At 67.5% G+C, this 16,434-nt stretch carries 16 protein-coding genes; 1 reads left to right on the top strand and 15 read right to left on the bottom strand.

Annotation, left to right across the window (positions count from 1 at the left end):
- Window positions 1-9 precede the first annotated feature (9 nt).
- From FB390_RS09555 to rplJ, 11 genes are all read right to left on the bottom strand, one after another.
- On the bottom strand, window positions 10-1,251 hold the full coding sequence (locus FB390_RS09555; RefSeq protein WP_141808637.1) for an MCE family protein: 1,242 nt from the start codon (window positions 1,249-1,251) through the stop codon (window positions 10-12).
- Window positions 1,248-2,510 (bottom strand): MCE family protein, encoded by a 1,263-nt coding sequence (locus FB390_RS09550; RefSeq protein ID WP_141808636.1) that lies wholly within the window; start codon window positions 2,508-2,510, stop codon window positions 1,248-1,250. The genes FB390_RS09555 and FB390_RS09550 overlap by 4 nt, the downstream gene beginning before the upstream one ends.
- Entirely contained in the window at window positions 2,507-3,778 is a 1,272-nt protein-coding gene (locus FB390_RS09545; protein WP_425465853.1) for an MCE family protein, read from the bottom strand. Before FB390_RS09545 ends, FB390_RS09550 begins: the two co-directional genes overlap by 4 nt.
- A gap of 1 nt (window position 3,779) precedes the next feature.
- Window positions 3,780-4,790, bottom strand: a complete 1,011-nt coding sequence (locus FB390_RS09540; protein ID WP_141808635.1) for an MCE family protein — start codon at window positions 4,788-4,790, stop codon at window positions 3,780-3,782.
- On the bottom strand, window positions 4,790-5,866 hold the full coding sequence (locus FB390_RS09535) for an MCE family protein (protein ID WP_141808634.1): 1,077 nt from the start codon (window positions 5,864-5,866) through the stop codon (window positions 4,790-4,792). Before FB390_RS09535 ends, FB390_RS09540 begins: the two co-directional genes overlap by 1 nt.
- Window positions 5,863-7,209 (bottom strand): MCE family protein, encoded by a 1,347-nt coding sequence (locus tag FB390_RS09530; protein ID WP_141808633.1) that lies wholly within the window; start codon window positions 7,207-7,209, stop codon window positions 5,863-5,865. Before FB390_RS09530 ends, FB390_RS09535 begins: the two co-directional genes overlap by 4 nt.
- Window positions 7,206-8,072 carry an MlaE family ABC transporter permease gene (locus FB390_RS09525; RefSeq protein ID WP_141808632.1) on the bottom strand — a complete coding sequence of 289 codons (867 nt, stop codon included), beginning with the start codon at window positions 8,070-8,072 and terminating at the stop codon, window positions 7,206-7,208. The genes FB390_RS09530 and FB390_RS09525 overlap by 4 nt, the downstream gene beginning before the upstream one ends.
- A 3-nt stretch (window positions 8,073-8,075) precedes the next feature.
- A complete protein-coding gene (locus FB390_RS09520) occupies window positions 8,076-8,783 on the bottom strand; it encodes an MlaE family ABC transporter permease (protein WP_246124266.1) in 708 nt (235 codons plus the stop codon).
- A 96-nt stretch (window positions 8,784-8,879) separates the two neighbouring features.
- The gene (locus tag FB390_RS09515) at window positions 8,880-10,010 is read right to left on the bottom strand and encodes an ABC transporter ATP-binding protein (protein ID WP_141808630.1); all 1,131 of its coding nucleotides are present in this window, start codon (window positions 10,008-10,010) and stop codon (window positions 8,880-8,882) included.
- A 190-nt stretch (window positions 10,011-10,200) separates the two neighbouring features.
- On the bottom strand, window positions 10,201-10,581 hold the full coding sequence (gene rplL, locus FB390_RS09510; protein ID WP_067791435.1) for a 50S ribosomal protein L7/L12: 381 nt from the start codon (window positions 10,579-10,581) through the stop codon (window positions 10,201-10,203).
- A gap of 60 nt (window positions 10,582-10,641) precedes the next feature.
- Window positions 10,642-11,175 (bottom strand): 50S ribosomal protein L10, encoded by a 534-nt coding sequence (gene rplJ / locus FB390_RS09505; protein ID WP_067791433.1) that lies wholly within the window; start codon window positions 11,173-11,175, stop codon window positions 10,642-10,644.
- Window positions 11,176-11,623: 448 nt separating this feature from the next.
- Between rplJ and FB390_RS09500 the strand changes: the two genes are divergently transcribed.
- A complete protein-coding gene (locus tag FB390_RS09500) occupies window positions 11,624-13,237 on the top strand; it encodes an MFS transporter (RefSeq protein ID WP_141808629.1) in 1,614 nt (537 codons plus the stop codon).
- Between the two features lie 186 nt (window positions 13,238-13,423).
- Here the strand turns inward: FB390_RS09500 and FB390_RS09495 are convergent, their stop codons facing one another.
- The 4 genes from FB390_RS09495 to nusG form a co-directional block, all read right to left on the bottom strand.
- Entirely contained in the window at window positions 13,424-13,993 is a 570-nt protein-coding gene (locus FB390_RS09495; protein ID WP_246123937.1) for an NADPH-dependent FMN reductase, read from the bottom strand.
- Window positions 13,994-14,127: 134 nt separating this feature from the next.
- The gene (rplA, locus tag FB390_RS09490; protein WP_067791425.1) at window positions 14,128-14,841 is read right to left on the bottom strand and encodes a 50S ribosomal protein L1; all 714 of its coding nucleotides are present in this window, start codon (window positions 14,839-14,841) and stop codon (window positions 14,128-14,130) included.
- 75 nt (window positions 14,842-14,916) lie between these two features.
- Complete coding sequence (gene rplK, locus FB390_RS09485; protein ID WP_141808628.1) at window positions 14,917-15,351, bottom strand: 50S ribosomal protein L11; 435 nt, start codon at window positions 15,349-15,351, stop codon at window positions 14,917-14,919.
- Between the two features lie 250 nt (window positions 15,352-15,601).
- Complete coding sequence (gene nusG, locus FB390_RS09480; RefSeq protein ID WP_141811644.1) at window positions 15,602-16,378, bottom strand: transcription termination/antitermination protein NusG; 777 nt, start codon at window positions 16,376-16,378, stop codon at window positions 15,602-15,604.
- Window positions 16,379-16,434 lie beyond the last annotated feature (56 nt).

The raw sequence follows: 16,434 nt of genomic DNA, 5'->3' as shown, positions 1-16,434 counted from the left end.
CCTTCCTGGTCACCGCTTCGGCGTGACTCCCATCAGGGTGGCGAGCTGCACGGCGATCGGGTTCAGGTTCAACTTCTCCGGATCGACCTTGGGGTTGTCGTCCCACGGCTGCACGATGCTCGGGTCGGCCAGCTCGGCCCGCTCGCCGCCCCGGACCGCGGTCGGATTGCCGAACGGCACAAGACATTTCGCGTCCGTGTTGAACGGGAACTCGTCGCGGGTGTCGTCGAAGTCCGGGTTCTGCGCCTTCATCTGCTCGAGAATGCGCTGGGTGCCCTCGTAGCCGACGGTGCAGGCGGGCGGGTTGTTGGTCTCCAGCACCAGGCCGAAGTGGCTGGTCCCGTCGCCGGGCGCGGTCGCCGACGCGCCGAGGGACAGCTGCGGCAGCATCTGCAGCAGCGGACGCAGCGCGTAGAACTTGGGCGAGATGCCCTGCATCAGCACGCGCAGGTTGGCCAGGTCCTCGGTGAGCGCACCGCCGCTCTCGTCGAGCAGGGCGCCGAACTGTTCGCCCGCGTCCGCGCCGGTACCGATCAGCCTGCGAATCGCGGGGTCGCTGGATCGCAACTGCGCGGTCAGCCGATCGAGGCCGTCGCTGAAGCGCCGGATGGCGTCGGCCTGCTCGGCCTGGGTGCCGAACACCACCCTGCCGTCGCGGATCAGCTGGATCGTCTGCGGCAGCGTCTCGTGGAACGTGGTGGTGAACTCGTTGAGCGACTGCAGGAGGACGTGAAGGTCGTCGCCCTTGCCGTCGAAGGCCTTGCCCAGCTCGGTGACGGTGGTGTTCAACGCCTCCAGATCCACCGTCCTCGTGAAGTGGTCGACGCTGGAGACCAGCTGTTCCACCGGGACCGGCGTCTGCGCGCCGCTGATCACCGAGCCTTCCTTCAGGTACGGGCCGCTGTCGCTGTCCGGTCGCAGGTCGACGTACTGCTCGCCGATGGCCGAGCGGTTCGCCACCACGGCCTCGGCCGAGTCCGGGATTCGCGGCGAGTCCGAGTCGATGACCAGCGTCATGCTGACGCCCTCGTCGGTCAGCGCCAAGTCGCCGACCCGGCCGACCGGGACGCCGCGATAGGTCACCTCGGCGCCCTTGTAGATGCCGCCGGTGTGCTCGGCGTCGACGCGCACCTCGTAGTGCCCGAAGCCGAGCATGTGATCGAGCCGGATGTACTTGGCGCCCACGAAGACCACGCCGACCACGGCGAGCACCAGGAAGACGACCAGCTGGTTGCGAACGAGACGGGTCATCGCGGCGCACCCCCTGCCTCGGCGCCGCCGGGCGGTGTGACGCCGAGCTGTTCCAGCAGCGGGCCGAGCGGGTTCGGCATGGGCGGCGCGCCCGGCGGGGGCAGCACCGCCATGGTCGGCGGCAGCGGTATCAGCGACACCGTCGGCCAGCCGGGGCGCGGACCGTTGCCGCCGTAGTACGGGTTGGACGGGTCCACGTTCACCGGCGGGCCGTAGGGCGGCGGGATGTACACCGGATCCGGTTTGCCGACGCCGAGATTGCTCAGCGTGACACCGATCTGCTGGTCCACCGAGAGCCAGGTGTTGACCTGGCCGCCGAAGGTGCCTTCCAGCGAGGAATCGGGGAACGGGTAGGTCGGAATCAGCGGGAACGCGGTCACCAGGTCCGGCGCGGCGCGGCCGAGTTCCTGCAACGTGGGCCGCAGCGAGTTCAGGTCGCGGATCAGGTCGTCTTTGGCGGTATCGATGACGTCGAAGCCCGCCTGCCCCAGCCGGTCCAGCTGGGTGAGCAACGAAATCAGTTCGGGCCGTTGCTCTTCCAGGATCCGGATGCCCTCCGGCAGCTCGTCGAGAATCTTGCCGATCGCGTCGGTCCGGGTGCTGACCCGGCTGCTGAGCGTGTCGAGACCGTCGATGGCCCGCGTGATGTCGTCCACCTGCTCGTTCAGCCCGCCGATCAGCGTGTTGGCCTGCTCGAGCAGCGAACGCACCTTGTCCTCGCGGCCGCCGAAGGTCTTGTTCAGCTCGCTGACGATCGGTTGCAGCTGCGCGACGCCGCCGCCGTTGAGCAGCAGCGACATGGCGCCGAGCACCTGCTCGATCTCGGTGGCGTGGCGGGTGTGCTCGACCGGGATCACCGCGCCGTCGGTCAGCCGCGCCGGATCCGGGTCCGCGGCGGGCGGCGAGAGCTCGATGAACTTCTCGCCGAGCAGATTCGACTGCCGGACCTCGGCCCTGGCATTGGCGGGCAGGTCGACCGAGGAGTCGATCAACGCGCGGACGCTGGCGGTCCAGCCGTCCCCCGCGAGCACGATGTCCTCGACCCGGCCCACCGGCACGCCCTCGACCTTCACCGCGGACTGCGGCACCAGGTCGAGCACGTCGTCGAAATGGATGTCGATGTGGATGGGATGCGGGCCGACGTCCGCGCCGCCGGGCAGCGGAACGCTGTAGATGCCGTCGGCGGCGCACGAGCTGATCAGCGCGGCCGAGATCGCGAGCGCTCCCGCGCTCAGCCCGCGGGCGATGGTCGTCCTCATCGCTCACCTCCCTGCTCGGACGGCGGCAACTGGTTCGACGGCGTGCCCGGCACCGTGCCCGGCACCGGATCGCGCTGCTGGTTCTCCCCGGAGAGGATGCCGAACGGCAGGATCAGCGTCGGCGTCTTGACGCCCGCGGTGATCTGGTCGGTGATCTCCTTGCAGTGGTCCAGCAGCGGACGCATCTGACGCCCGAGCGCCTCGAAGCGCGGATCGCCCGGCATCAGCTTCGACAGGTCGAGCATCTTGCAGACCGTGCCGAACGGGTCCTGCAGATCGGTGAAGTTGGCGCGCATGTCGAGAGTGCCGGACTCGGCGTTGTGGATGTTGATCAGATTGCTCAGCGCGAGCGGAATCACCGGAAGCGCGGCGGCCAGATCGTCGCGCTGGTCGGCCAGCGTCTTGGTGAGCGTGGTCAGCGCGGCGGCGTTCTCCGCGACCAGCGCGCGATTGTCATCGATGAACCTGGCGACGTCGCCGAGCGCGATCGAGAGCAGTTGCAGCGCGTCGCCGAGGTTCTGCCGCTCGTCGGCCAGGAATCCGGCGAGATCGGCCAGCTGCGCGTTGAATTCGCGGACTTGCTGATCATTGCGCGCCAGCATGCTCACGAAGTCCTGCAGGTGCTCGACGGTCTCGAAGATGTCGCCGCGCGCCTCGGACAGGTACCTGACCGCACCGGAGAGCTGGCTGATGCTGTTGGCCAGCGCCTCGCCGTTGCCCGCCAGGTTGGCTGCCGAGGTGCGCACCAGCTCGTTCACCGCGCCCTCGCGGTTGGCGCCGTCGGGGCCGAGCGCTTCGCTGAGTTCGGTGATGCTCCGGTAGAGCTCGTCGACCTCGACCGGGGTGACCGTGCGTTCGCGCGGAATGGTCGCGGTGCGACTCATTTTCGGCCCGCCGCGATAGACCGGCGTCAGCTGGATGTAGCGGTCCGCGACGACCGACGGGGTTATCTGCGCGGCCTGCGCGTCGGCGGGCACGTCGTAACCGCGGTCGACGCTCAGCACGACCTTCACCTGGTCGCCCAACGGCTCCACCGACTCGACCCGGCCCACCGGCACGCCGAGGATGCGCACGTCGGAACCCTCGTAGATGCCGACCGAGCTGTCGAAGTAGGCGGTGATCCTGGTCGTGGTCAGCCGGTCGAAGCCCCACCACAGCACCCACCCGGCCGCCAGCGCAAGGACGACGCCGAGCGCGATGCCGATCTTGGTGCCCCGCCCCGACTCCCGGAACGCGGTGAGCGGATCGCTGCGCCAGCTCGCGGCCACGTCAGTTACCTCCCATCTGGCGTACCGGATCTCGGTAGCCGGGGATCTCCGGCAGTGCGGGCGGCAACAGGTTGACGATCACCGCGTCGAACCACCGGCCGGTGCCGAGCACGTTGGCGTACAGGCCGTAGAAGGGCGCCGCCAGCTCCAGCGTCTTGGAGATGTTCTGCTGGTTGTCGTTGAGCATCTCGATCGCGGCGGCGAGGTTGGTCAGCGCCGGACCGATCTGCTCGGAGTTGTCCGCGACCAGCGCGCTCAGCTCGGCCGACACCGACTTGGCGCCGACGAGCAGCTGGTGGATGGCCTGCCGGCGGATGTTCAGCTCGGCGAGCAGCTGACCGCCGGAGGCGAGCAGCCGCTCGAACTCGGCGTTGCGGTCGGCGAGCACCTCGGTGGTCCGGCGCGTCGCCTTGAACAGCCGCTTCAGTTCCTCGTCACGCTTGGCCAGCGTCTCCGAGAGCCGCGCGACGCCGTCGATGGAGCCGCGGATCTCCGGCGGCGTGGTCTCGAACGCCTCGGAGAGCACCCGCATGCTGGTGGCCAGCTGTTCGGTGTCGATCTCCTCGATGTTGGCCGCCGCTTCCGAGAACGCCTCGACCACGTCGTAGGGAGACACGGTGCGCGACAACGGGATCGGCTTGGCCGGGTCCGCAGGGCGGGAGCCGCGCGGATCGAGTGCGAGGTACTTCTGGCCGAGCAGCGTCTTGATCTGGATGGAAGCGGTGGTCTCGCTGCCGATCCAGGCGTCCTTGGTGCGGAACTCGACGACCACCCGGTCGCCCGCCAGGCGAACGTCGGAGACCGAGCCGACCTTCACGCCCGCGATGCGGACCTCGTTGCCCTTCTTCAGTCCGGCGGCCTCGGAGAACTCGGCGGTGTACCTGGTGCCCGCGCCGATGATCGGCAGCCGGTCCAGCGCGAACGCCGACATCGTCACCAGCACGACCATGGCCAGGCCGAGCACGCCGAGGAAGACCGGACTGCGTTTGCCGAGGAGGATGCGATCGTCCATCAGCGGGCCTTCCCGTGGCAGCGCGGCGCGGCGTTCGTGTACAGCGGCTGGTTGATCGTCGGCAGGCTCGCGGGCAGGTTCAGCTGCGGCGCGTCCACCGCGCCCGGGCCGACCACGATGTCGATGCCGCACAGATAGAACTGGAACCAGGAACCGTAACTGCCGACCCGGCCGAGCTTCTCCATCTTCACCGGCAGCGTGGCCAGCGCCTGGTTCACCTCGTCGGAGCGTTCGTTCAGCGTCCCGGTGAGCTGGTTCAGCCCCGCGATCGTGCCCTGCAGCGAGGGCCTGGTGGGGACGAGCAGCTCCGAGGTGGCCGTGGTCAGATCGCCCAGCGAGCTGATCGAGCGGCCGATGGTGTCGCGTTCGGCGGCCAGGCCGGAGACCAGCGCCTCGGTGTTGACGATGAGCTGGTCGAACTGGTCGTCGCGTTCGTTTACCGTCTCGAGCACGGCGGTCAGGTTCTCCACCAGCTCGCCGATGACCGCGTCCTTGTCGGCGATCCTGTTGGTCAGGTCGGCGGTGCTGGCCACCAGGTCGTGGATGGTGCCCTGCTCGCCCTGGAAGACCTGGATGATCTCGTAGGAGAGCTTGTTCACGTCCTCGGCGGTCAGCGTGCGGAACAGCGGGCGGAAACCGTTGAACAGCGTGGTCAGGTTCAGCGCGGGCCTGGTCTGCTCCAGCGGAATGGTGCCGCCCCCGTTGAGCTTGCGGCCCTGCTCGCCGGCGCCCTGCTCCAGTGCGATGTAGCGCTGGCCGACCAGGTTGCGGTACCGGATGGTCGCGGTGGTGGAGGCGGGCAGCCAATCGCGGTCGGTGAGTTCGAATTTCACCTCGGCCAGCCGCTTGTCCACGATCGCGACGTCGGTGACCTTGCCGACCCGCACGCCCGCGATGCGCACCTCGTCGCCCGGGTTGAGCGCGGTGACGTCGGTGAACCTGGCCTTGAACAGCGTGCCGCCGCCGGTGTAGTTGGCGATCGACAGACCGAGCAGCGTGGTGACGAACAGCGTCACCGCGACGAAGATGATCAGCTTGGTCAGCGGTCCGCCGAGCCCGCGAAGCTTCTCGTTCATCGCACGCTCACCTCGCTGCCGCGGAACGCGGGCGCCGCGATCCTGGTCACCCAGCTCGGCACCGCTTCCGGCGAGACCCCCTGCGCCGCACCGTAGATCGCGCCGAGCGACTGCTGCTCACCCGGCGAGCCCGCCAGCGTCGGCACCTGCGCGGCCGGGTAGACGCCGAACTGCGGCACCGGCAGCCTGCCGCTGTCCTGGTCGCCCGGGTTGCGGCTCGGCACCGCGTAGGAGCCGTCGTTGTTCGGTCCACCGGTGTACTGGCCAGGGTCCACGTTCACCGGATATTCGGGAAGGCACCAGGGGCCGCGGGTGTCCAGCCAGCGCGGCTCGTCCTGGTTGGGCAGGTACTTGCCGCGGGTGTTGGTCAGCTCGATCGTCACCCGGGAGCCCGGCCGGTCGGTGCCCATGCCGAAGAGTTCGTCGATGCGCGGCTTCATCTTCGCGAAGTTGGCCAGCGCGCAGGGGTAGCTCGGCGAGTAGATGGCGAGCAGTTCGAGCGCGGGCCGGGAATCGGCGGAGACATCGATGATGTTGTCGCGGTTGGCCAGGAAGAAGTCGGCGGCGCTCGACGAGGTCGGCGTGAGCGTGGCGTAGAGGGTGTCGATGTCCGAACGCCGCTGCACGATGGTGGCGTTGGTGGTGCGCAGGTTGTCCAGCGCGTCGACGATCTGCGGCGCGGCGTCGGAGTACACCGCGGCGGTCTCGGCGAAGTTGCGCAGACCCTCCTGCAGTTCCGGCAGTACGCCGTTGATGTCGCGGAAGATCGTGTCCAGCTTGTCCACGCTCTCGCCGAGAGCGAAGCCCTGACCGGACAGCGCCTGGGAGAGCGCGCCGAGGGTGGCGGCCAGATCCTGCGGCGGGATCGCCTGCAGCAGCGGGAGCAGATCGTCGAGCAGCTGGCTGATCTCGATGGCGTTGCCGCTGGCGTCCTGGTACAGGGTGACGCCGTCGGTCAGGTGCTGCGGGCTGGGATCCTCGGGGATCACCAGGTCGACGTAGCGCTCGCCGAACAGGGTCTTCGGCAGCAGCCGCGCGGTCGCGTTCACTGGGATCTGCTCGGCCTTACCCGGGTCGATGGCCAGGTCCAGGGTGACCTTGCCGCCCTCGGACCGGCTCGACCGCACCTCGCCGACCGTCACACCGCGCGCCTTCACGTCGGCGTTCTTGCTCAGCGCGTTGCCGACGCTGTCGGTCACCAGGTCCACGTCGACGGTCCTGACGAACTGCTTGTTGTAGATCGCGACGGTCGTCCACAGGAACAGCCCGACGATCGCGAAGAACGCGATCCCCAGCAGCCGCACCCGGGTCTTCTCCGTGGCCCGCCACGCCCGCGTGGTCATCCCGCCACCCGCACGGTCGTGGTCGTCCCCCAGATCGCCAGGCTGAGGAAGAAGTCGAGGATGTTCACCAGCACGATCGCGGCGCGCACCGCGCGACCGACGGCGACGCCGACGCCCGCGGGTCCGCCGGTGGCGGTGAAGCCGTAGTAGCAGTGCACCAGGATGATCACGAACGCGAATATCAGCACCTTGAGGAACGAATAGAGCACGTCCTCCGGTGGCAGGAACAGGCTGAAATAGTGGTCGTAGGAACCGCTGGATTGGCCGTTGAACCAGATGCTGACCGAGCGCGAGGCGAAGTAGGCGCCGAGCAGGCCGACGATGTAGAGCGGGATGACCGCGAGGAAGCCCGCGATCACCCGGGTGGTCACCAGGAACGGCACGCCGGGCACCGCCATCACCTCGAGCGCGTCGATCTCCTCGGAGATCCGCATCGCGCCCAGCTGCGCGGTGAAGCCGCAGCCGACCGTCGCCGAAAGCGCCAATGCGGCCACGAGAGGGGCGATTTCACGGGTGTTGATGTAGGCGGTGAGGAAGCCGGTGAGCACGGAGCTGCCCAGCGCGTCGAGCGCCTTGAAGCCCTGCAGGCCGACGACGACGCCGACCGAGCCGGACATGAAGACGATGACGCCGATGGTCCCGCCGATCACCGCGAGCGCGCCGGAGCCGAAGGTCACCTCGGCCAGCAGCCGCATGACCTCCTTGCGGTAGTGCACGGCGGTGCGCGGAATCCACGCGATGGCGCGCGAGTAGAACGACATCTGCTCGCCCGCGCGGTCGATCACGTTCAGCGGCCCGCGCGCGATCTGCCCCGCCCGGCGAGCCGACTTGGCGAACACCGGGTTGCGGTAGGAGGTGGCCATCTGTCAGGAGCCCTTGGCCGGGACGACCTGCAGGTAGACCAGTGTCAGAACGAGATTGACGAAGAAGAGGACCAGGAATGTGATCACCACGGATTGGTTCACCGCGTCACCGACTCCTTTCGGCCCCCCTTTGGGATGCAACCCCTTGTACGCGGCGATCACCCCGGCGAGCAGACCGAAGATCGCCGCCTTGATCTCGCCGATCCACAGGTCGGGCAACTGCGCCAGCGCGGAGAACGACGAGAGGTACGCGCCGGGCGTTCCGCCCTGCAGCAGCACGTTGAAGAAATAGCCGCCCGCGATGCCGACGACCGACACCAACCCGTTGAGCAGCACCGCGACCAGCGTCATGCCGAGCACCCTCGGAACGACCAGCCGCGCCACCGGATCGACGCCGAGCACCTCCATGGCGTCGATCTCCTCGCGGATGGTGCGCGCGCCGAGATCGGCGGCGACCGCCGACCCGGCCGCGCCCGCGATGATCAGCGCGGTCACCACCGGCGCGGCCTGCTGCACGGTGGCGAGCACGCTGGTGGCTCCGGTGAACGACTCGGCGCCGAGCTGCTTGATCAGCGAACCGGTCTGCAGCGCGACGACCGCGCCGAACGGGATGGCCACCAGCGCGCTCGGCAAGATCGAGACGCTGGCGATGAACCACGACTGCTCGATGAACTCGCGCCACTGGAACGGGCGGCGGAACATCTTGCGCATGACGTCGACGAAGAGCGCAAAAACGTTGCCCGCCTGGGCAAACGCCGACTCGACTGGTGTCCGCACACGGGCCGGAGTCGAGTTCACGGGCGTATGTTACCCGTTGGTTGTGTTGTGGCGCACGGTGGTGTCGAACGAGTCGCCCTGGTAACTGGCGACACTGGGGGCGTTGTACGACATCACTTGTGTGTCGTCGTTCTCGGCCATCGATTCGCGGATCGCCACCTGCGCGGCGTGCGGCAGGGTGTGCATGATCTCCCGCACGCGGGCCTTGCGGCGTGCGACCGCCTGCCGCACCGGCATACCCGGCTGCGCCTTCATCTGCGGGATGATGCCTTCGACCTCTTCGGCGCCGCCGTGGTGATGGCCCGCGTCGACCATCGCCTGCTCGCGCGCCATCTGGGCCTCGTCCTTCTCCTCGGACATGCCGATCGGGCCGATCATGCGGCCGTTGAGGAACTGCTTGACCACCGGCTCCTCGGAGGTCAGCAGCACCTCACGCGGACCGAACATCACCAGCTGGCGGCGGAACAGCATGCCGATGTTGTCGGGCACGGTGCGCGCCAGGTTGATGTTGTGGGTGACGATCAGGATCGTCGCGTCGATCTGGGCGTTGATGTCGATCAGCAACTGGCTCAGGTAGGAGGTGCGGACCGGGTCCAGACCGGAGTCGGGCTCGTCGACCAGAATGATCTGCGGGTCGAGCACCAGGGCGCGGGCCAGACCGGCGCGCTTGCGCATACCGCCGGAGATCTCGCCGGGCAGCTTGCCCTCGGCGCCGAGCAGACCGGTGAGCTCGAGCTTCTCCATGACGATCTTCTTGATGTCGGCCTCGGACTTCTTCGTGTGCTCACGAAGCGGGAAGGCGACGTTGTCGAAGAGGTTCATCGAGCCGAACAGCGCGCCGTCCTGGAACAGCACGCCGAAGAGCTTGCGGATCTCGTAGAGCTCCTTGTTGGAGCAGGTGGTGATGTCGGTGCCGTCGATGTAGATCGAGCCGCGCTCGGGACGCAGCAGGCCGATCAGCGACTTGAGGAACACCGATTTACCGGTACCCGAGGGACCGAGTAGCGCGCTCACCTCGCCGGAGGGCAAGGTCAGACTGACATCCTGCCAAATTCGCTGCGAACCGAAGGACTTGGTTACACCCTCGGTCCTGACCTCGACGCCCACGCCAACCTCCACTTTTCTCAGCGAGCAGCCCACCGGCGAACCGCGCTCGGTCATCGCGGTGCGTCACGTCACAGTGGGTTCGGTCACTGTAACCCATGCGGGAGACGGGGCACACCCCAACCTGACTCCAGAGTAAGCCGAATGCGCTCGTGCTTTTCGACAAACCCGCTCGCATGTCCCCCGAAAAATGCGAAACGGGCGGCCCCCCGAATTTGGGGGCCGCCCGTTCGAGTAATTCGTGGAATTACTTGACCGAAACCTTGGCGCCGGCCTCTTCCAGCTTCGCCTTGGCGGCCTCGGCGGCCTCCTTGGCGACCTTCTCCAGGATCGGCTTCGGGGCACCCTCGACCAGGTCCTTGGCTTCCTTCAGGCCCAGGCCGGAGACGATCTCGCGGACCACCTTGATGACCTGGATCTTCTTGTCGCCGGCACCCTCGAGGATGACGTCGAACTCGTCCTGCTCCTCGGCGGCCTCGGCCGGAGCGGCAGCGCCACCGACGGCGGCGACGGCGACCGGAGCAGCGGCGGTGACCTCGAACTTCTCCTCGAACTTCTTGACGAAGTCCGACAGCTCGAGCAGGGTCATGTTGCCGAAGGTCTCGAGCAGTTCGTCAACGTTGGCCATTGTTGTTTTCCTTTCGGTAGTTGGTGTCCATGGGGGCGTACCGCCCGCGCACGGTGGGTGTTACTCGGCGGCTCCGCCTTCGGCGCGCTTCTTCTCCTCCAGCGCGGCGGCCAGGCGGGCCACCTGCGAAGCGGGAGCGTTGAAGAGGCCGGCGGCCTTGGCGAGGTTGCCCTTCAGGGCGCCGGCCAGCTTGGCCAGCAGGACCTCGCGGGTCTCCAGGTCGGCGATCTTCTCGACCTCGGCGACGGACAGCGCGGCGCCGTCCATGTAGCCGCCCTTGATGATGAGCGCCTTGTTGTCCTTGGCGAAGGTCTTGAGCGCCTTGGCCGCGTTGACCGGCTCACCCTGGATGAAGGTGATGGCGGTCGGTCCCACGAACAAGTCGTCGAGGCCCTCCACGCCCGCCTCGGCGGCGGCGCGCTTGACCAGGGTGTTCTTGGCGACGGAGTAGGTGGCCTCCGCGCCGAGCGCACGCCGCAGTTCGGTGAGCTTGCCGACCGACAGGCCACGGTATTCCGTGACAACGGTGGCCGTCGAGTTCCGGAACTGTTCCGCGATCTCCTCGACCGCGGTGACCTTCTCAGCCTTTGCCATACTTCGCCTCCTCTCTGGATGTCGGTTCGTGTACACGAACTACCGATCCGAGAGCCCGGCGACAAAACGAACGCCCCGGACGCAAGGCGTTCCGGGGCGCAAAGGAAAAATCAACACGAGCCACAGGACTCGAATCGACTCCCAGCCTCGGTTCTCCCTGCGTGGGCCGCCGGCAATGTCGCCGGACCTTCGACCGAACCCATGCGGGATCGGCGACCAACGGTCTTCGGTAGAACGGATTGGGTAGCGATCGAACTCGTCGATAACTGTCGTCCACAGTACCTGGCGCCGCCCCCATCTGCCAAAACGGCCCTCGATTCGGCGCGAATCGAAACCTTTCGGCGGTCGAATTGTTGTGGCGCACGTCACTTTTCACCGCCGGATGTGTCGGATATCGCCGTCAACAAGTGTTACCAAGAGTGACAGATACCTGCTTAGCTGCTGAACTATGGCAACCTCCATAGTCGATCCACCGGTGTTGCTGGAACGACGCAACCAGCGCTTTCTCGCCTTGGCCGTCATCTGCCTGGCCGAACTGCTGGTCGTCCTCGACAACACCATCGTCAACGTGGCCCTCCCCTCGATCGGTGTCGAGCTGGCCACCGGTGTCAGCGGCCTGCAATGGGTCGTCGACGCGTACACCCTGACCTTCGCCGGGCTGTTGCTCGCCTTCGGCAATCTCGGCGACCGCTACGGACGCCGCAGGGTGATGGCCGTCGGCCTGATCGGCGTCGCCGTCATGTCCATCGGTGGCGCACTGTCGGATTCGATGGGCGCGGTCATCACGGCCCGCGCGGCCATGGGCGTGTTCGCCGCGGCCGTCTTCCCCGCCACCCTCGCCCTGATCATCAACATCTTCACCGACCGACGCGAGCGTGCGCTCGCCATCGCGGCGTGGACGGCCATGGCGGGCTTCGCCATCGCCATCGGCCCGATCTCCGGCGGCTGGCTGCTCGAGCACTTCAGCTGGCACTCGGTCTTCTGGATCAATGTGCCGGTGGCGCTGGTCGCGCTGGTCGCCACGCTGCTGTGGGTGCCGGAATCGCGGTCCGCGCATGTCGGCAGGCTCGATCTGCCCGGCATCGCGCTGTCCATCGCGGGCATCACATTGCTCGTCTGGGCCATCATCGAGGCCCCGCACTACGGCTGGCTGTCGGTCACCACACTGGCCGCGGGCGTGCTCGGCGTCGCGCTGCTCGCCGCGTTCATCGCGTGGGAATTGCGCACGGCGGCACCGATTCTGGATATGCGTTTGTTCCGCAATCGCCGTTTTTCTATGCCCGCGTTGTCGATTGCCGTCGGCTATTTCTCGATGTTCGGCTTTCTGTTCCTGATCACCCAATATTTCCAAGGGGTGCGCGAGTACACGCCGCTCGAATTCGGTATCGCCTCATTGCCGTTCGCGTTCTCGGTCGCCATCGGCGCGCCCGTCGCGACGTTGCTCGCGCAACGCTGGGGCACCACGCCGGTGATCGTCTTCGGCCTGCTGCTCACCGGATTAGGCCTCTACCTGGGCGGCCAGGTGACGGTGGACAGCGGCTACGTCACCGATGTGCTGCCCTCGATGGTGTCGATGGCGCTCGGCTTGGCCATCGTCCAGGGCCCGGCCACCGAATCCATCATGTCCTCGCTGCCGTTGAACGAGGCGGGCGCGGGCTCGGCGGTCAACGACACCACCCGCGAGATCGGCGGCACCCTCGGCGTTGCCGTCCTCGGCTCGATCGTGGCCTCCTACTACACGACACGTGTCGAACCGCTGCTCGATCGCGTGCCGAGCACCCTGATGAGCGAGGACCAGAAGAGCCTGGTCGCGGCCAGCCCGCTCAGCGTGCTGGAACTCCGCAAACGCGAACTCCCCGCGTTCCTCGAATCCCAGCGCGAAAACCTCATCACCGCGATGAAAACCGCCGCCCTCCAGGGCTCCCACGCGGCTTCCCTCGTCGCCGCGGGCGCGGTCGTGGTCTGCGCGTTGCTCGTCGCCCTCTTCCTCCCGTGGGGCGCGCAAAGCGGTGAGTCCGTCCTCCTCGCCTGGCGCGAATCTCCCGACGACCCAGCGGAATAGTCACCGGGCAACATGACCGCCGGTCAATCCGACCGAGGGCCACTGTCAGTCGGCCCACCACGCTGGAGGTCACCCTCGGTCGGTTCACGCCGCACGCAGGTCGGGTGAATGAAGGTCACCTCCTGTCGGTCTGGCGGGATGAAGGAGGCCTTCGGTCGGTTAGCGCCGACCCGCTGGAACGCGGCACTAGTTGTCGACTGTGCCGGTGCGACCCTGCCCGTGGCGAACCAGCGCCTCGAGAGCTTCGGCTACACCGTCGCGAAAACCTTGCGCCGCAATCAATCCATCCGCACCGATGTCGGCGGACAAGACTGGTAGGCGGACACAGGCCGCGCTGACGACGTCGGCGCCGACGTAGCCGAGGACGCTCGCCAGGGTGGCGGTGGCGCCGTCGCCGCGCCCCGGCGCCGCGACGGTGAGCCAAGCGGTGGGCTTTTCGTGGAGGTCGGCGGTGCCTACGGTCCAGTCCAGGAGGTTCTTCAGGCTGCCGGGGAGTGTGCCCGCGTATTCGGGTGTCGAGATCAAGACCGCGTCGGCCCACGCGAGGGCATCGCGTAATCCGACTACCGCCGGATAGTTCGCGGGGTCCGCGCCCGGCACGAAGGCAGGCAGCTCCAATAGTCCTGTGTAGAAACGTGTTTCCACGTCCGCGGGGGCGATGGCCTGCACGGTGCGCAGTGCGGCGGTGTTGGTGGAGCCTTCGCGGGTGCTTCCGGAGATCAGCAGAATCCTGGTCACCTCGGATGCAACCGGCAAAGCCGGCGGGTTACTCCGACGGAGCCTGCCAATTCTTCGAACGCCTCTGCGAGGCCTGAAACGCGCCGAGGGCGGGAACGCGGTTGCGTTCCCGCCCTCGGCGGCTCGGTGAGGTCAGGGGACCTCGGTGCTGCTTACGCGTCCTCTTCGAGGAGGTTGCGGGTGCGGTTCGGGTCCACCGGGATGCCCGGTCCGGTGTTCGTCGAGACCGTCACCTTCTTGACGTAGCGGCCCTTGGCGGTCGACGGCTTGGCACGCAGGATCTCGTCCAGCGCGGCGCCGTAGTTCTCCACCAGCTTGGCCTCTTCGAAGGAGGCCTTGCCGATCACGAAGTGCAGGTTGGCCTGCTTGTCGACGCGGAAGTTGATCTTGCCGCCCTTGATGTCGTTGACGGCCTTGGTCACGTCGGTGGTGACCGTGCCCGTCTTCGGGTTCGGCATCAGACCGCGCGGGCCGAGGACACGCGCGATGCGGCCGACCTTGGCCATCTGGTCCGGGGTGGCGATCGCGGCGTCGAAGTCCAGCCAGCCGCCCTGGATCCGCTCGATCAGGTCCTCGGCGCCGACGGCGTCCGCGCCCGCGGCCTCGGCCTCGGCAGCCTTCTCACCGGCCGCGAACACGATGACGCGGGCGGTCTTACCGGTGCCGTGCGGCAGGTTGACGGTGCCGCGGACCATCTGGTCCGCCTTGCGGGGGTCGACGCCGAGACGAACGGCGACCTCGACGGTCGCGTCGGTCTTGGTGGTCGCGGTCTCCTTCGCCAGGCGCGCGGCGGCCAGCGGGGAGTACAGCTTGGTGCGATCGACCTTCTCGGCCGCGGCGAGATACGCCTTGCTTCGCTTTGCCATGATTCTCTGTCCTTAAAGTTCTTGGTTCAGAAGTGGTTTCCGGGTCTGGCCGACCCTCCCACCGAGTTCTCGGGCTTACGCCTCGACGGTGATACCCATCGAGCGCGCGGTGCCCGCGATAATCTTCGCCGCCTGGTCCAGGTCGTTGGCGTTGAGATCTTCCATCTTGGTCTTGGCGATCTCGCGAACCTGGTCCATGGTCACCTTGGCGACCTTGTTGCGGTGCGGCTCGGCCGAGCCCTTCTGCACGCCTGCGGCCTTGAGCAGCAGCCTGGCGGCGGGCGGGGTCTTCAGCTTGAAGTCGAAGGTCCGGTCTTCGTAAACGGAGATCTCGACCGGGATGACGTTGCCACGCTGCGACTCGGTCGCCGCGTTGTACGCCTTGCAGAACTCCATGATGTTGACGCCGTGCTGACCGAGGGCGGGACCAACGGGCGGAGCCGGGTTCGCCGCGCCGGCCTGGATCTGCAGCTTGATGATCCCGGCGAGCTTCTTCTTCTTGGGGGGCATCTTTCTTCCTTGGTTTCGGGTCCTTACGGTTGCCGTAAGCCTGTCGCGGGCACTGCCCGCATCCGGGCACGCGGCCCGGCGCTCGCGAACGAATCCGGCTGACGCTGTTCGGATCCGCGCACGAACCCATACACCTTACCGGGGGGCGTGCCCTGGTCCTTCGGGCGGGCCGGTTGCCCGGCCCGGCGCCCGACCGGTCGGACGCACTCCGCCCTCGGTCCCGGCGGCCGGGGCGAGGGCGGAGGTGGGACTAAATCTTCGCGACCTGGGTGAACGCCAGCTCGACCGGCGTCTCGCGACCGAAGATCGACACGAGCACCTTGAGTTTCTGCTGCTCGGCGTTGACCTCGGAGATGCTGGCGGGCAGCGTCGCGAACGGACCGTCCATGACGGTGACCGACTCGCCGACCTCGAAGTCGACCTCGATGACCGGCTTGGGCGCAACCTCGGCGGCGCTTTCGGCGCTCGCGGCGGCGGCAGCGGCGGCCGGGGCCTTCTTCTGCTGGGCGGCGGGGACCAGGAACTTCACCACGTCGTCGATGGACAGCGGCGAGGGCCGCGAGGTCGCACCGACGAACCCGGTGACACCGGGGGTGTTGCGCACCGCGCCCCACGACTCGTCGTTGAGCTCCATGCGGACCAGGATGTAGCCGGGCAGCACCTTGCGGTTGACGTGCTTGCGCTGGCCGTTCTTGATCTCGGTGACCTCTTCGGTCGGCACCTCGACCTGGAAGATGTACTCCTCGAGGTCCAGGTTCTGCACACGGGTCTCGAGGTTGGCCTTCACCTTGTTCTCGTAACCGGCGTAGGAGTGGATGACGTACCAGTCGCCGGGGGCGCGCCGCAGCGCGGCCTTCATCTCGGCGACGGGATCCGCCGGCTCGGCATCGATCGGGGTAGCGGGTGCGGATTCCTCGACCACAGCTTCTTCGACGGCCGCGGCGTCTTCCGCCTCGTCGTTGGCGGGCTCCACCACCGCGTCGTCGACCGGGAACTCGTTGTTTGTGTCGTTCTCCGGGGTGCTCACTAGGGCACTCGCTTCCTGTGTCGTCACGTACATCCTCTGCGTGCCGGGCCGGGCGC

Source organism: Nocardia bhagyanarayanae, assembly GCF_006716565.1.
In the GTDB taxonomy this organism is placed as follows: domain Bacteria; phylum Actinomycetota; class Actinomycetes; order Mycobacteriales; family Mycobacteriaceae; genus Nocardia; species Nocardia bhagyanarayanae.
Note: the sequence above shows the minus strand (reverse complement) of the source record. Positions and strands in the feature narration are given on the sequence as shown.

Bases quoted from the DNA above. Each gene is read 5' to 3' on its own strand.
- FB390_RS09555 (WP_141808637.1), bottom strand. From the start codon at position 1,251: ATGACCCGTCTCGTTCGCAACCAGCTGGTCGTCTTCCTGGTGCTCGCC.
- FB390_RS09550 (WP_141808636.1), bottom strand. From the start codon at position 2,510: ATGAGGACGACCATCGCCCGCGGGCTGAGCGCGGGAGCGCTCGCGATC.
- FB390_RS09540 (WP_141808635.1), bottom strand. From the start codon at position 4,790: ATGGACGATCGCATCCTCCTCGGCAAACGCAGTCCGGTCTTCCTCGGC.
- FB390_RS09535 (WP_141808634.1), bottom strand. From the start codon at position 5,866: ATGAACGAGAAGCTTCGCGGGCTCGGCGGACCGCTGACCAAGCTGATC.
- FB390_RS09530 (WP_141808633.1), bottom strand. From the start codon at position 7,209: ATGACCACGCGGGCGTGGCGGGCCACGGAGAAGACCCGGGTGCGGCTG.
- FB390_RS09525 (WP_141808632.1), bottom strand. From the start codon at position 8,072: ATGGCCACCTCCTACCGCAACCCGGTGTTCGCCAAGTCGGCTCGCCGG.
- FB390_RS09520 (WP_246124266.1), bottom strand. From the start codon at position 8,783: ATGCGCAAGATGTTCCGCCGCCCGTTCCAGTGGCGCGAGTTCATCGAG.
- FB390_RS09515 (WP_141808630.1), bottom strand. From the start codon at position 10,010: ATGACCGAGCGCGGTTCGCCGGTGGGCTGCTCGCTGAGAAAAGTGGAG.
- rplL (WP_067791435.1), bottom strand. From the start codon at position 10,581: ATGGCCAACGTTGACGAACTGCTCGAGACCTTCGGCAACATGACCCTG.
- rplJ (WP_067791433.1), bottom strand. From the start codon at position 11,175: ATGGCAAAGGCTGAGAAGGTCACCGCGGTCGAGGAGATCGCGGAACAG.
- FB390_RS09500 (WP_141808629.1), top strand. From the start codon at position 11,624: ATGGCAACCTCCATAGTCGATCCACCGGTGTTGCTGGAACGACGCAAC.
- rplA (WP_067791425.1), bottom strand. From the start codon at position 14,841: ATGGCAAAGCGAAGCAAGGCGTATCTCGCCGCGGCCGAGAAGGTCGAT.
- rplK (WP_141808628.1), bottom strand. From the start codon at position 15,351: ATGCCCCCCAAGAAGAAGAAGCTCGCCGGGATCATCAAGCTGCAGATC.